General features: G+C 63.5%; 8 protein-coding genes and 1 pseudogene. 6 read left to right on the top strand and 3 right to left on the bottom strand.

Features of this window, described 5'->3' with window-relative positions; all coding sequences use genetic code 11:
- Together F759_RS0129550 and F759_RS0129545 are read right to left on the bottom strand one after the other, a co-directional pair.
- Positions 1–232: pseudogene (locus F759_RS0129550) on the bottom strand (IS256 family transposase); the annotation flags it as partial.
- A gap of 229 nt (positions 233–461) precedes the next feature.
- Positions 462–1,070, bottom strand: coding sequence for a hypothetical protein (locus F759_RS0129545; protein ID WP_027803036.1), 609 nt, complete (start codon positions 1,068–1,070; stop codon positions 462–464).
- Between the two features lie 115 nt (positions 1,071–1,185).
- On the opposite strand from F759_RS0129545, the gene F759_RS0129540 reads away from it, so the two are divergent.
- Complete coding sequence (locus F759_RS0129540; RefSeq protein WP_027803035.1) at positions 1,186–1,623, top strand: MbcA/ParS/Xre antitoxin family protein; 438 nt, start codon at positions 1,186–1,188, stop codon at positions 1,621–1,623.
- Positions 1,620–2,321 (top strand): RES family NAD+ phosphorylase, encoded by a 702-nt coding sequence (locus F759_RS0129535; protein WP_027803034.1) that lies wholly within the window; start codon positions 1,620–1,622, stop codon positions 2,319–2,321. The genes F759_RS0129540 and F759_RS0129535 overlap by 4 nt, the downstream gene beginning before the upstream one ends.
- A 22-nt stretch (positions 2,322–2,343) precedes the next feature.
- Here F759_RS0129535 and F759_RS0129530 read toward each other — a convergent pair whose 3' ends face one another.
- Entirely contained in the window at positions 2,344–3,081 is a 738-nt protein-coding gene (locus F759_RS0129530; RefSeq protein WP_027803033.1) for a metallophosphoesterase, read from the bottom strand.
- Positions 3,082–3,487: 406 nt separating this feature from the next.
- Between F759_RS0129530 and F759_RS0129525 the strand changes: the two genes are divergently transcribed.
- From F759_RS0129525 to glgB, 4 genes are all read left to right on the top strand, one after another.
- On the top strand, positions 3,488–4,150 hold the full coding sequence (locus tag F759_RS0129525; RefSeq protein WP_027803032.1) for a DUF1345 domain-containing protein: 663 nt from the start codon (positions 3,488–3,490) through the stop codon (positions 4,148–4,150).
- 490 nt (positions 4,151–4,640) lie between these two features.
- Positions 4,641–8,093, top strand: coding sequence for a maltotransferase domain-containing protein (locus F759_RS38915; protein WP_063829679.1), 3,453 nt, complete (start codon positions 4,641–4,643; stop codon positions 8,091–8,093).
- Entirely contained in the window at positions 8,090–11,551 is a 3,462-nt protein-coding gene (gene treS / locus F759_RS0129515; protein ID WP_027803031.1) for a maltose alpha-D-glucosyltransferase, read from the top strand. The genes F759_RS38915 and treS overlap by 4 nt, the downstream gene beginning before the upstream one ends.
- Positions 11,544–13,754, top strand: coding sequence for a 1,4-alpha-glucan branching protein GlgB (gene glgB, locus F759_RS0129510; RefSeq protein WP_027803030.1), 2,211 nt, complete (start codon positions 11,544–11,546; stop codon positions 13,752–13,754). Before treS ends, glgB begins: the two co-directional genes overlap by 8 nt.
- Positions 13,755–13,762 lie beyond the last annotated feature (8 nt).

Raw genomic sequence — 13,762 nt, 5'->3', positions numbered from 1 at the left:
GGTTGCCGGCGCTGCCTTGCTCCGCCTCGCTCTCCAGGTGATGCGTCAGCTCCGCGGCCAACATGCGCTCAGCCAGTTGCTTCTTCAGTCGCCCGGCCAGGCCCGATTCCCCGAGAACCGACTCGGCGTTCCTGTTCTGCACCTGCGCCAGCAGTTGATCGATCAGCTCATCGGGGAACAGCTTCGGCGCCTTCGGGTTCTTGCTCTTCCTGGTCACTGTTGTTTCGGTCATTGGACGTTATTTCCGTTATCGTCTCATGACCTCGACACACTAAAAATCTGACAGGCTCGGCTTTTCGGCTTTTCGGCTTTTCGGCTTTTCGGCTTTTCGTCTTCACCTCGCCGCTTCTCCGCCTCTTCGCCTCCCAACCTCCCAGCCGCTCAACCGCTCAACCGCTCAACTTTCCAGCGTTGACCACTCAACGCCTCAGCAACTCCCGCCCCTCTCGCCGCCTCGCCACTCAATGCAGGATCGGCGGGAGAGCGCCGCTGCGCGCTGTCGCCGGGTTCGTTGCCGCTTCCATCTGATCCGCGCTGGCATTTGCAGAGAGCGCTGACAAGTTCGGCTCGACGGCTGCCGAGTTTGCCGCCGCATTTTTCTTCTTCTCGGTGACGTTAGTCGAACCGGGGTGCGCTGCGTGGCCTTGCATGGTGTCGGCATTCATGATCTTGGCTTGCCCCGATTTGGTGTTGACGATTTGCGCGTGAGGCTTCTTGCCTTCCTTCGCGACCGCTGACTTCGGCCTCGCCTTGCTTTGCGCCGCGTCGGACGGTTTATTAACGCCGGTGGCCGCAACGTGCTTCACGCCACCATGCGTCCTGGACTTCTCCGTCCGACCGGCCACCGATGCCAACGCACTTCGCTGCGAAGCATGAGCCGCACGCTTCGCAGCAACCTTCACCGCTTGGGGAGCGCCCTTCACATCTCGCGCCGAGTGTCCCTTGACAGTCTGGGGCTTCAAATGCGCGCTAGCCTCAGGCGGATTCCACACTTCCGTGTAACTGCCCGCCATTGCCGCGCTCGACGCGCAGCACACCACAATCGCCGTTGCTACTGCTCGAAACAACATGTCCTGCATCTCCTGGAATCTCCGACCTTCGTGATGAGCCGGGATTATATTCCCTTGCAAAAATCCCAATTTGGACTAGCATAGGCAATAAGTACATATAAGGACTTACCCGCTCATGGCTCATGCCGCCCGCGCCACCCAGCCTGAAGCGCCGATGCATCGGCCGATTCCAGAACCCTCGTTTGCAGAAATGTCCGCAGCGGGGTTGCGCGCATTCTTCAGAATCGCACGGGACTGGGATCTAAGCGCCGACGAGCAGATCGTGCTGCTCGGTTCGCCGGGCCGCTCGACTTATTTCAAATGGAAGCAGGCGCCGGAAGCGGCGCGCCTCGGCCGCGACACGCTGGAGCGCCTGTCGCTGCTGCTAGGCATCTACAAGGCGCTGCAAATCCTGCTGCCGCAACCAGGCACAGCGGACACCTGGATCAAGCGCCCCAACAGCGCTCCGCCGTTCGGCGGCCGCCGCGCGCTGGACCGCATGCTGGCCGGCAATATCAGCGACCTCGTGGCCGTGCGCCAGTATCTCGACGCAATGAGAGGCGGCTGGGCGTGACACAACCGCATTGGCAGGACCGCTGGCGCAGCGCGCCTCTGGATTGGTCGCCCGCGTATCGTGTGATTCCCACGCGCTTTCCGGCCGTCAATCTGTTCGATCGGGTCGCGTCCCCGGAAGATTTCGATGCGCTGTATGCGCTCGAAGCAATGACCAACGACCGTCTGCGCACCGAAGTCGGCGAGCTCGATCTGGTGCCGCGCGAAGAACGCCGCTTCGGGCCGGGCTATGGACCGATCATGGCCGCGCTCACGCATCTGAATCCGCTAGGCAGCCGCTTTTCCGACGGCACTTATGGCGTGTTTTACTGCGCCCGCTCGCGCGCCACGGCCATCGCCGAAACGCGCTATCACACGGGCAAATTTCTCGAAGCCACCGCAGAGCCGCCGATGCGTCAACAAATGCGTCTCTACACGGTCGTGGCGCAAGGCGAAGTGGTCGACCTTCGCGGCGACCCGAAGCTCGATCTCGCAGTGCTCTCGCCAGACGACTATCTCGCCGGCCAATCGCTCGGACGTGCGGCGCGCGAGGCGGGCGCGCCGGGCATCGCATATCCATCGGTGCGGGACATCGAAGGCGAATGTCTCGCAGCATTCAGGACAACGCTGTTGCGCGACTGCCATCACGCGGCGTATCTGGAATACAACTGGAACGGCGCGAGCGTGGATATGGTATTTGAACTGAGCCAGGTCGGCTGACAGCGTCTCGATGCGCGCGGAATCAGGGCAGGGCCAGGGCCGCCGCGCCTTCCGCCCGCGCTTCTTCGACGGAAATGGACCAGCGCCGCAGCGCCCTCGGCTCGACGATAGTCAGTCTGCCGCCAGGGCCGAATGCGCCGGTGTCGATGAACACTTGCGAGCCCACCTGCTTGATATCGCGCATTGGCGTATGGCCGCAGTAAGTCAGTGACAAACCGCGTTGCCGTTGCGGATCGCCGTTACCCATTGCGAGATCGCGTCCCCATAGCAATTGCTGGCGCGTTTCCGCGGAGAAATTGCCCGCGTCGAGCTCGGCGTCGGTGCCGAAAAATTCGGCGTGCAGAACATTGAAGCGCTCCGGCCCGCTGCCCACCACGCGCGCAAGCGGCAGCGTGCGCAGCCGCTCGGCGTAGCGACGCAAACTCTCATCGGGCAGATTCGCCGCCCACGCGCCGCCGATGCCGTACCACCATTGCCGCCGCAACCGGCCCTCGGCGACGGCGCACAGCGCGTCTTCGTGATTGCCGAGCACGGCGAAGAACCATGGCTTGTCGAGCAGCGCCAACGCCTCTTCCGAATGCTCGCCGCGATCCACCAGATCGCCGACTGAAAACAGCCGGTCGCACGCTGGATCGAACGAGACGAGGCGCAGCAGATAGCGCAACGCATCGACACAACCGTGCAAGTCGCCGACTACGAAGTCGCGGCCGCACCGGTTGGCCGAATGGTGCTGAACAGGGGTGTCGAGTACGGAAGCCATAGGTTCATGATAATGCGCAATCCCCACTGCGTATGCGCGCTGCCTCTCGTAGCGAGGCAGATGAATGCGCAAAGTCGACATGAAACCGCGCAAAAAACAGCACATAGGCGGCAGACTTTGCCGAAAACGGGTCGATTGTGGGCGCCCTATTGCGGGCTTCGCAATCTGCCAACTGATGTTGCGTGCATACGGATGTCATCGGGCGCCAAGAAGCGCCAACAACAATCCGACCTCGGTTTGCAACCGAAAGTTGCGCGTGCACACACTGCGGCCCCGCAATCGGCTATCGATTGAAAGGCGCACGCAAAGCGGTTGTAAGCGGCTATGCGTGCGACGCGCCCGTTCGCCAGACGACGCTCCGCGCACGGGTAGAATCCGCGACACACCCGCTCCAGTGCTCCCTTCCATGTTCACAAAATACTATCCGCAAACGCTTCGCAATCGCCCGCGCATGCTGATCGCTCTCGTGATCGGCATTGCCGCTGCCGTGTTGATGTCGGAACACACGCGCCCGATGGTTCGCGTGCTGGTCGGCTGGGACACCACCGTGTGGAGTTACCTGGTGCTGATCTGGGCTCACATGGTCGCCGCCGATGAAGGCCGCGTGCGCGACTCCGCGCGCCGCGACGACGAGAATGCAGGCGTCGTGCTGTTCGTGATCTGCGTGGCGACCATCGCAAGCATTGCTGCGATCGTGCTCGAACTCGCCTCCGCCAAGGGCACGGCGGGCGCGTCGACGGTATGGCACTACGCGCTGACCGGACTGACGCTGATGGGTGCGTGGTTCATGATTCCCACCATCTTCACGCTGCACTATGCGCGGCTTTACTACGACACCGACGCGCACGAGACGCCGCTTCTGTTCCCCGACCATTCGCTCACGCCGGACTATTGGGACTTCCTGTACTTCTCGTTCACGATCGCAGTTGCTTCGCAGACGTCGGATGTGGTGCTCCGCTCACGTACCATTCGCCGCGCCGCACTTGCGCAATCGGTCCTCTCGTTTTACTTCAACGTCGCGGTGCTGGGCTTGTGCGTGAACATCGCGGCCGGCTTGCTCGGCTCGTGAACTTCGCCGCCGCGCCGAACGCGCGGCATACCGCGCACAACCTCAAGCGCCACGGTAAGCCGAGGGTTGCGCTCACCGCCGCTCGCCTCTCCGTGTGACGGGCTTCCCCCGTCCCACGCTTTGTCTCGTGTAAAACGCGGACCACCTCCGCCCGTTTTACACGCGCTCGCGGCACTGCCCCGCGCCGCGCTGACTTCCTTTGTTGCAAGCGTTCCCATGAGGGCACACCATCGTCCTTCGAGGCGAGTGCGTTAAACGCACTGGCACAGGCCTTGCTGACCTTCGCAGACGGTTCTGGCCGGCTCGCCCCGACGCCTGGCGTCTGAGCACCCGTAACTGGCCAGCGGCGTGACGATCTTTGCACTACATTGACCAGTACGCGCCCTCAGTCTACGGATCGCGCGGTCTTCGGCTCTGGAAGCCCAATGAGCGCTGTGATCGCATGCCAATTGCATCCACACCGCAGCAGGACACAATCTGGAAACGACCGATGGAACCTCCAAACGGGTACGCGCCGCGGATCTATTTTTTTCATTCACTTCTGGTTGGACCGCTCGACGCGTGGCCTGCGCAGTTCGCCCACGCGGCCGCGCTGGGCTTCGATCACGCGCTGATCGGCAGCCTCTTCGAACCGGGCCGGGCGAGCCACGGGCAGGTGGTCGGCAACCACGCCCGGCTGCATCCCGTGTTCGAAGCGGGGCAGCCTGCCCTCGACAGTATCCGCACGCTTGCAGCCGAGGCGCATCAGCATGGCCTCGTCTTGCTGGCCGATCTGGTGATCGACCGGATGGCCGCCGATGGCGCACTTTACGCGGAGCATGCGGACTGGTTCCATCCGCTGGAATCGGAAGAAGCGCGCCTCGATCCACGGCATGTGCATCGCGAAGACAACGTCGCCTATGCGAATTTCGGCGATGCCGGCACGCGTGCCGCGCTCGCCGACTGGTGGACGCAACAACTGCTCGCGCTCGCCGATGCCGGCATTGGCGGCTTCCGGTTCGATTCGCCGCACCGCGTGCCCACCCACGTTTGGCGGCAATTGGGCGATGCGGTGGGCGCCGTGCATCCCAACGTGCGCTTTCTCGCGGCGACGCCTGGCCTTGCTCGCGGCGATCTGGCGGCCCTCGAGGGCGCGGGCTTCGACAGCGTGTTTTCGTCGGCGCGCTGGTGGGACTATCGCGCGAGCTGGATGGTTGAAGAGCACGCGGTGCTCGCGCGCATCGGCGGACCAATTGCGTTTCCCGAAGCGCCTTACGGTACGCGCCTCGCCGCCGAGTTGAGCGACCCACATGATTCGAGCATCGTCGAACGCGCCTATCGTCGCGCGCTGTTCACGGCGTCCGCCATCGGCACCGGCTGGATGATGCCGATGGGCTTTGAATACGGCGTCAGCGAACCGATGTCGCAAACGCGAGGCGACGCGTCGCAATTCGCGCTCGCTTGCCAGGCGAAAAAATTTGACCTGTCGCAGCAGATCACGCAGGCCAACGGGTTTGCGCGCAACGCAAACCCGTTGCACGCAAACGGGGAATTGCGCGCGTTGAGCGGGCCGGGCGCACCGGCCGCGGTACTGCTGCGCGCGGATCGACCCGACCTGCGGGATGCCGACGAGGCGGTTCTCATCGCGATCAATCCCGAACTGGGCGCACCTGTGCGCGTCGACCCGGCGCGTTTTCTCGCCGGCGTGCCCGGCAACTTCACGCGCTTTGTTTCTCTCGATGCGCCTGGCCACGCGTCGCCTGCCACGTTGACGCCGTTCACGCTCGCACCGGGCGCCGTGCGCCTCTTCCAGGCGCAGGTCGAAAAACCCATCTGTCTCGCGCCGCCCATCGACAAGGCGAACAGCAAGCGCAGCGGCCGCAAGACCGTCGTGGAAGCGATCAACGCGCCGCGCGTGGCGATTGAAAGCGTGATGCCTTCAGTCGACAACGGCCGCTTCGCCGCCAAGCGCAGCGTCGGCGAGCGCGCTGAGATCAGCGCCGCGATTTTCGCGGAAGGTCACGACAAGATCGCTGCCGCCGTGTTGTGGCGCGCCGCCGACGAAAACACCTGGCACGAAGTGCTGATGACCCCGGCGCAGCCCGCGGGCCTCGACATCTGGAAGGCGCGCATTCCGCTCGAACGCATGGGCCGCCACGAGTTCACCGTGATTGCCTGGCGCGACGACTTCGCTTCGCTCGTCGAACATGTCGAGAAGAAGTTGAAGGCGGGCCAGACGGTCGAAACCGAACTCGATGAAGCTGCGCATCTGTTCGCGCTCGTGCTCGCCGAAGTGGAAACGACCGAAGGTGCGGTCACGGAACCGCTCAAACATATCGTCGAGCATTTCGCCAAAGCCGACGACGAGACCAAGCTCAAGCTGCTTCTCGATGCGGCGACCGCGAAGGCGATGATCGCCGCGCGGCATCGCCCGTTCCTGAGCCGCGATCCGGTGACGTACAAGATTGACGCCGAACGCACCGCCGCCCGCTTTGCAAGCTGGTACGAGATCTTCCCGCGCTCGATGAGCGACGACGAATCGCGCCACGGCACGTTCGCCGATGTCACGAAGAAGCTGCCGCGCATTCGCGACATGGGCTTCGACGTGCTGTACTTCCCGCCGATTCATCCCATCGGCGTGTCGAATCGCAAAGGCCGCAACAACACGCTGAACGCACAGCCCGGCGACGTAGGCAGCCCGTATGCAATCGGCGCCGCAGAAGGCGGCCACACAGCCGTGCATCCGCAACTCGGCACGCTCGACGATTTCAAGGCGATGCTCGCCGCCGCGCACGCGCACGGCCTCGAAATCGCGCTCGATTTCGCGATCCAGTGTTCGCCGGATCATCCGTGGCTGAAAGAGCATCCGACGTGGTTCGCGTGGCGCCCCGATGGCACGCTCCGTTATGCGGAGAATCCGCCGAAGAAGTATCAGGACATCGTCAATCCCGATTTCTATGCGCACGATGCGAAGCCCGACTTATGGCTCGCGTTGCGCGACGTGATCCTGTTCTGGATCGAAGCGGGCGTGCGCATTTTCCGCGTCGACAATCCGCACACGAAGCCCTTGCCGTTCTGGGAATGGATGATCAACGACGTGCGTTCGCGCTATCCCGACGCGATATTCCTCGCTGAAGCATTCACACGTCCGCGCATGATGAACCGGCTCGGCAAGATTGGCTTCTCGCAGTCGTATACGTATTTCACGTGGCGCGAGTCGAAGCGCGATTTCATCGAGTATCTGACCGACCTCACGCAAACCGGCGCGCGCGATTTCTACCGGCCCAACTTCTTTGTGAATACGCCGGACATCAACCCGCGTCATTTGCAATCACAGGGGCGCACCGGCTTTCTGATTCGCGCGGCGCTTGCTTCGACGCTCGCCGGTTTGTGGGGCGTGTATAGCGGCTTCGAGTTGTGCGAGGCGACCGCACTGCCGAACAGCGAAGAATATCTCGACTCGGAAAAGTATCAGTTGCGCGCGTGGGACTGGAACCGGCCCGGCAACATCACGGCGGAGATTGCCGCGCTGAACCGGATTCGCCGCGCAAATCCCGCGCTGCAAACGCACCTCGGCCTCACGTTTCTGCCCGCGCACAACGACAACATTCTGTTCTTCGAAAAGGCAACCGAAGCGCGCGACAACGTGATCGTCGTCGCCATCAATCTCGATCCGTTCAACGAACAGGGTGCGGATATCGAGTTGTCGTGGGAGACATTCCAGAAATGGAATCTGCACGACCACGGCGGACTCGAAGTGACCGATCAGATGACAAGCGCGCGCTTTGAATGGCATGGCCGCTGGCAGCATGTGCGGCTCGGACCAGGCCAGCCTTTTTCGATCTGGCGCATCGCGCCGCTCGGCGGTCTGCCCGCCGACCGCCCCGATGAAACCGACAGCGATTCGACCAGCGCCCTTCACGCAGACGCTGGCAACCCTACCCCGACGGAAGGTGCGATATGAAGCGTGACGATCCCTCACAGAGCACGTCGCAAGCGCATGCGAGCACGGCAGCCGCCAGCGCAACGAAAGCGCAAGCGCGCCGCCGCGGCAAGCCGGCGGCATTGAGCGACGATCCGCTCTGGTACAAAGACGCGATCATTTATCAGGTGCACATCAAGTCGTTCTTCGATGCGAACAACGACGGCGTAGGCGACTTCCCCGGCCTCATCGCGAAGCTCGATTACATCGCCGAACTGGGCGTCAACGCGATCTGGCTGCTGCCGTTCTATCCGTCGCCGCGTCGCGACGACGGTTACGACATCGCCGATTACCGCAACGTGCATCCTGATTACGGTCAGCTCTCCGACGTCAAGCGCTTCATTCAGGAAGCGCACGCGCGCGGCATCCGCGTGATTACCGAGCTCGTGATCAACCACACGTCGGACCAGCACCCGTGGTTTCAGCGCGCGCGCCGCGCGAAGCCCGGTTCGAATCATCGCAACTTCTATGTGTGGTCCGACACCGATCAAAAGTACCAGGAAACGCGCATTATTTTTATCGACTCCGAGCCGTCGAACTGGACGCACGATCCGGTCGCGGGCGCTTACTACTGGCACCGCTTTTACTCGCATCAACCCGATCTGAACTTCGACAATCCCGCCGTGCTTCGCGAGGTGTTGCAGATCATGCGCTTCTGGCTCGATATGGGCATCGACGGGCTGCGGCTCGATGCGGTGCCGTATCTGGTCGAGCGCGAAGGCACGAACAACGAGAACCTGCCGGAAACGCACGCAGTGCTGAAGAAGATTCGCGCGACGATCGACGCCGAGTATCCGAACCGCATGCTGCTCGCCGAAGCGAACCAGTGGCCGGAAGACGTGAAGGAATATTTCGGCGACGAAGACGAATGCCACATGGCATTCCACTTTCCGCTGATGCCGCGCATCTACATGTCGATTGCAAGCGAAGACCGCTTTCCGATCACCGACATCATGCGGCAAACGCCGGACCTCGCCGAGTCGAATCAGTGGGCGATTTTCCTGCGCAATCACGACGAGCTCACGCTCGAAATGGTCACCGATTCGGAACGCGATTACCTATGGAACACTTACGCGAGCGACCGTCGCGCGCGCCTGAACCTCGGCATTCGGCGTCGGCTCGCGCCGCTGATGGAGCGCGACCGCCGCCGCATCGAACTCATCAATTCGCTGCTGCTGTCAATGCCCGGCACGCCCGTGATCTATTACGGCGACGAACTCGGCATGGGAGACAACATTCACCTCGGCGACCGTGACGGCGTGCGCACACCGATGCAATGGTCGTCGGATCGAAACGGCGGCTTCTCGCGCGCCGATCCCGAACAACTGGTGCTGCCGCCGGTGATGGGTTCGCTCTACGGCTTCGACGCAGTCAACGTTGAAGCGCAAAGCCGCGATCCGCATTCGCTGCTCAACTGGACGCGGCGCATGCTCGCCACGCGTCGCGCGAAACAGACTTTCGGGCGCGGCACGATCCGCTTCCTCAAGCCGGAAAACCGCAAGATTCTCGCGTATCTGCGTGAGATGCCTAACGAGCCGCCGATCCTTTGCGTCGCGAACCTGTCACGCGCGCCGCAAGCGGTGGAACTCGATCTGTCGGAATTCAACGGCTCCGTGCCGATTGAAATGACCGCCGATTCAGTGTTCCCGGCCATCGGTCAATTGACTTATCTGTTGACGTTCCCGCCGTATGGCTTCCTGTGGTTCATGCTGTGTCCGGGCGGTCAACGTCCGACGTGGTCGCAGGCGCATCCCGAGCCGCTGCCGGAATTCGTCACCATCGTGATACGCGAAGGCCAGGTTGGGCCGACGCCGGAAAATGTGCGGCTGCTCGAATCCGAAGTGCTGCCTTCGTGGCTGGGCCGTCGGCGCTGGTTTGCATCGAAGGATCAGAAGATGCATGCGGTACGGCTCGCCGCATTGACCACGATTCCGAACGGCGGCTTCGCCTTCACCGAAATCGAAGCGGACGTGGGCGATCACACGGAACGCTACGTGGTGCCGATCGCTATCACGTGGGGCGGCGAAACCACCACGCCGCTGTTCCTCCAGCTCGCGTTGGCGCGTGTGCGGCGCGGCCGCAATGTCGGGCATCTGACCGACGCATTCGCGCTGCCGATTTTCGCGCATGGCGTGTTGCGCAAGCTGCGCGAACGCGCGGTCGTGCCGACTGTGCAGAAGAGCGAGATCAGATTCATCCCGACCGAGCGTTTCGCTGAACTCGAGAATCTCGGCGAACGGCCGGAGATTCGCTGGCTTGCCGCCGAGCAGAGCAACAGTTCGCTGATCATCGCGGACGCCGCGGTGCTCAAGCTCGTGCGGCGTCTCGTGAGCGGCATTCATCCGGAAGCGGAAATCAGCCGCTATCTGACGCAGCTCGGCTATGCGAACACGGCGCCGCTATTCGGCGAGGTGGTGCGCGTCGATCCCGAGGGCGTGCCGCACACGCTCGCGATCCTTCAAGGCTTTGTCGACAACCAGGGCGATGCGTGGAACTGGTCGCTCGATCATTTGCGCCGCTCGGTGGACGAACTCGCGATCGCCGTCGATACCGACGCGTCGTCGACGCCCGACCGCGACAACGAAGCGCTTCTGCTGGAAGGCTACGCGTCGTTGGCCGGCGTCATCGGCAGACGCCTCGGCGAGTTGCACGTCGCGCTCGCTTCGCCGACCGACGACCCCGCGTTCGCACCCGAAACGGCGAGCGCCGACCAGGTTAAGGCGTGGGTCGACGGCACCCAGTCGATGCTCGCAGGCGCGCTCGATCTGCTCGCGCCGCGCATCGAACAGATGCTCGATGCGGAGACAAAAGCGCTCGCGCAGAGCTTGATCGACCGGCGCGCCGCGCTCGTCGAGGCGGTCCACAAGCTGATTTCGCCCGATGCGCAGGCGCTGCGCATTCGCGTTCATGGCGACTTCCACCTCGGCCAGGTGCTGGTCGCGCAGGGCGACGTCTATCTGATCGACTTCGAAGGCGAGCCCGCGCGTTCGCTCGAAGAGCGTCGTCAGAAATCGAGCCCGCTGCGCGACGTAGCCGGCCTGATGCGTTCATTGTCATATGCGAGCGCAGCGGCGCAGTCCACCACGGAAGCCGCGCCGCAGCAGACCGCGGATCGCAAGCGCGCGTTGTTCGACCGTTTCCGAGCGCAAGCGACCGAAACGTTCCTGAAGGAATACCGCGCGGCCACCGCCGAGTCGCCGACGCCGCTCGTCGCGCCCGAGGCGGAACAGGCGCTGCTCGATCTGTTCCTGATCGAGAAGGCCGCGTATGAAATCCGCTATGAAGCGGCCAACCGTCCGACGTGGCTCAGCTTGCCGGTGCGAGGGCTCGCCGCGCTCGCGAGCCGTTTGCTTGGCGACACCGGCGCACCGCACGATTCGTCAACCCAGGCGCCAGACGCCGCCACACCGCCTCATCCGGCCGAGGGCGACTATGAGTGAACACGATCCGGCCGCAGGCCTCCAGCCGCTCGACATCGACGCGCTCGTCGAAGCGCGCCATCCTGATCCGTTCTCGCAGCTCGGGCTGCATCACGCGGACGGCGCTCCGGTGGTGCGCGCGCTGTTGCCCAATGCCGCGCGCGTCAATGTGATTTCGCGCGCCGACGGCTCCTTGCTCGGCGAACTTCAGCAGCTGCGCCCGGGCCTTTTCGCGGGCCGCGTGAGCTCGGCGGCGCCGTATCGCCTGCGCATCGACTGGCATGGCGTGGAGCAGGAAATCGAGGACACGTACTCGTTCGGCCCCGTTCTCGGCGACGAACCGCTCGGCCGTCTCGCGGCCGGCGATCCGTATGCGGTGCTCGAATGTCTCGGCTCGCGTCCGATGGAAGTGGACGGCGTGCCCGGCGTGCGCTTTGCCGTATGGGCGCCGAATGCGCGGCGCGTGTCCGTGGTCGGCGACTTCAACGCGTGGGACGGCCGGCGTCATCCGATGCGCCTGCGTCATCAGGCGGGCGTGTGGGAGTTGTTCGTACCGCGAGTCGGGCCGGGCACGCGCTACAAGTACGAGTTGCTCGCGCGCGACGGCCATCCGCTGCCGTTGAAGGCCGACCCATGCGCGATGCAGACCGAGAAGCCGCCAGGCACCGCGTCGGTGGTCGCGCATGTCGACGAGATCGAGCAGTTTCCGTGGAGCGATCACGAGTGGATTCAATCGCGCGGTGAGAAGCAGACGCCGCGCTCGCCGATCTCGATCTACGAGGTGCATGCGGAGTCATGGCTGCGCATCGCCGAAGAAGGTCAGCGCGGCCTCAACTGGGAAGAACTCGCCGAGCGTCTGATTCCGTATGTGAAGACGATGGGCTTCACGCACGTCGAGTTCATGCCGGTCGCCGAACATCCGTTTGGCGGCTCATGGGGCTATCAACCGCTCGGACAATTCGCGCCGTCAGCGCGCTTCGGCAAGCCGGAGCAGTTCGCGGCCTTCGTCAACAAGGCTCACGAGGCCGGACTCGGCGTGATTCTCGACTGGGTGCCCGCGCATTTTCCGAACGACGCACACGGTCTCGTCCAGTTCGACGGCACGCCGCTCTACGAGCACGCCGACCCGCGCGAAGGCTATCACCAGGACTGGAACACGATGATCTACAACCTCGGCCGCAACGAGGTGAGTGCCTTCCTGGTTGCCTCGGGGCTCGCCTGGCTCAAGCGCTATCACGTGGACGGCTTGCGCGTGGATGCCGTTGCGTCGATGCTGTACCGCGACTATTCGCGCGCGGCCGACGAGTGGGTGCCGAACATCTATGGCGGGCGCGAGAACCTCGAATCCATTGCGTTTCTGAAGCGCCTGAATCATGAAGTCGGTTATGTGCCCGGCGCGCCTGGCGCGATCACCATCGCGGAGGAATCGACAGCGTGGCCGGGCGTGACGGCGCGCGTCGAGGACGGCGGCCTGGGCTTTCACTTCAAGTGGAACATGGGCTGGATGCACGATACGCTGCACTACATGCAGGAAAACCCGGTTTATCGTCAATACCATCATCACAACATGACGTTCGGGATGGTCTACGCATATTCCGAGCGCTTCGTGCTGCCGCTTTCGCACGATGAAGTGGTGCACGGCAAAGGCTCATTGCTCGGCAAGATGCCGGGCGATACCTGGCAGAAGTTCGCCAATCTGCGCGCGTACTTCGGCTTCATGTGGACGCATCCTGGCAAGAAGCTGCTCTTCATGGGCGGCGAATTCGGTCAGATCGCGGAGTTCAATCACGACGCGTCGCCGCACTGGCATCTGCTCGACGACGCCCATCATCACGGCGTGCAATTGCTGGTGCGCGATCTGAACCGTCTATATAGCGAAGAGCCGGCGCTGCACATGCTCGACAGCGAGCCCGGCGGCTTCGGCTGGCTGGTCGGCGACGACAGCGCCAACAGCGTATTCGCGTATCGCCGCACGGACGGCGCACGCCGTGAACTCGTCGTGGTCTGCAACATGACGCCGGTGCCCCGCGTCGGCTACCGCGTCGGCATGGCGCGCGAGGGACGCTGGTCGGAAGTGCTTAACACGGATGCGGGCGTGTACGGCGGCTCGAATATGGGCAACGGCGGCGTGATTCATACCGAGGCGATTCCGAGCCACGGCTGGCCGCATTCGGCCTCCCTCATCCTGCCGCCGCTCGCGACCATCGTGCTGCGCGCCGATTGAGCAGGCGA

Source organism: Paraburkholderia dilworthii, from assembly GCF_000472525.1.
Classification (GTDB): domain Bacteria; phylum Pseudomonadota; class Gammaproteobacteria; order Burkholderiales; family Burkholderiaceae; genus Paraburkholderia; species Paraburkholderia dilworthii.
Note: the sequence above shows the minus strand (reverse complement) of the source record. Positions and strands in the feature narration are given on the sequence as shown.

Bases quoted from the DNA above. Each gene is read 5' to 3' on its own strand.
- F759_RS38915 (WP_063829679.1), top strand. From the start codon at position 4,641: ATGGAACCTCCAAACGGGTACGCGCCGCGGATCTATTTTTTTCATTCA.
- treS (WP_027803031.1), top strand. From the start codon at position 8,090: ATGAAGCGTGACGATCCCTCACAGAGCACGTCGCAAGCGCATGCGAGC.
- F759_RS0129525 (WP_027803032.1), top strand. From the start codon at position 3,488: ATGTTCACAAAATACTATCCGCAAACGCTTCGCAATCGCCCGCGCATG.
- glgB (WP_027803030.1), top strand. From the start codon at position 11,544: ATGAGTGAACACGATCCGGCCGCAGGCCTCCAGCCGCTCGACATCGAC.
- F759_RS0129540 (WP_027803035.1), top strand. From the start codon at position 1,186: ATGGCTCATGCCGCCCGCGCCACCCAGCCTGAAGCGCCGATGCATCGG.
- F759_RS0129530 (WP_027803033.1), bottom strand. From the start codon at position 3,081: ATGGCTTCCGTACTCGACACCCCTGTTCAGCACCATTCGGCCAACCGG.
- F759_RS0129545 (WP_027803036.1), bottom strand. From the start codon at position 1,070: ATGTTGTTTCGAGCAGTAGCAACGGCGATTGTGGTGTGCTGCGCGTCG.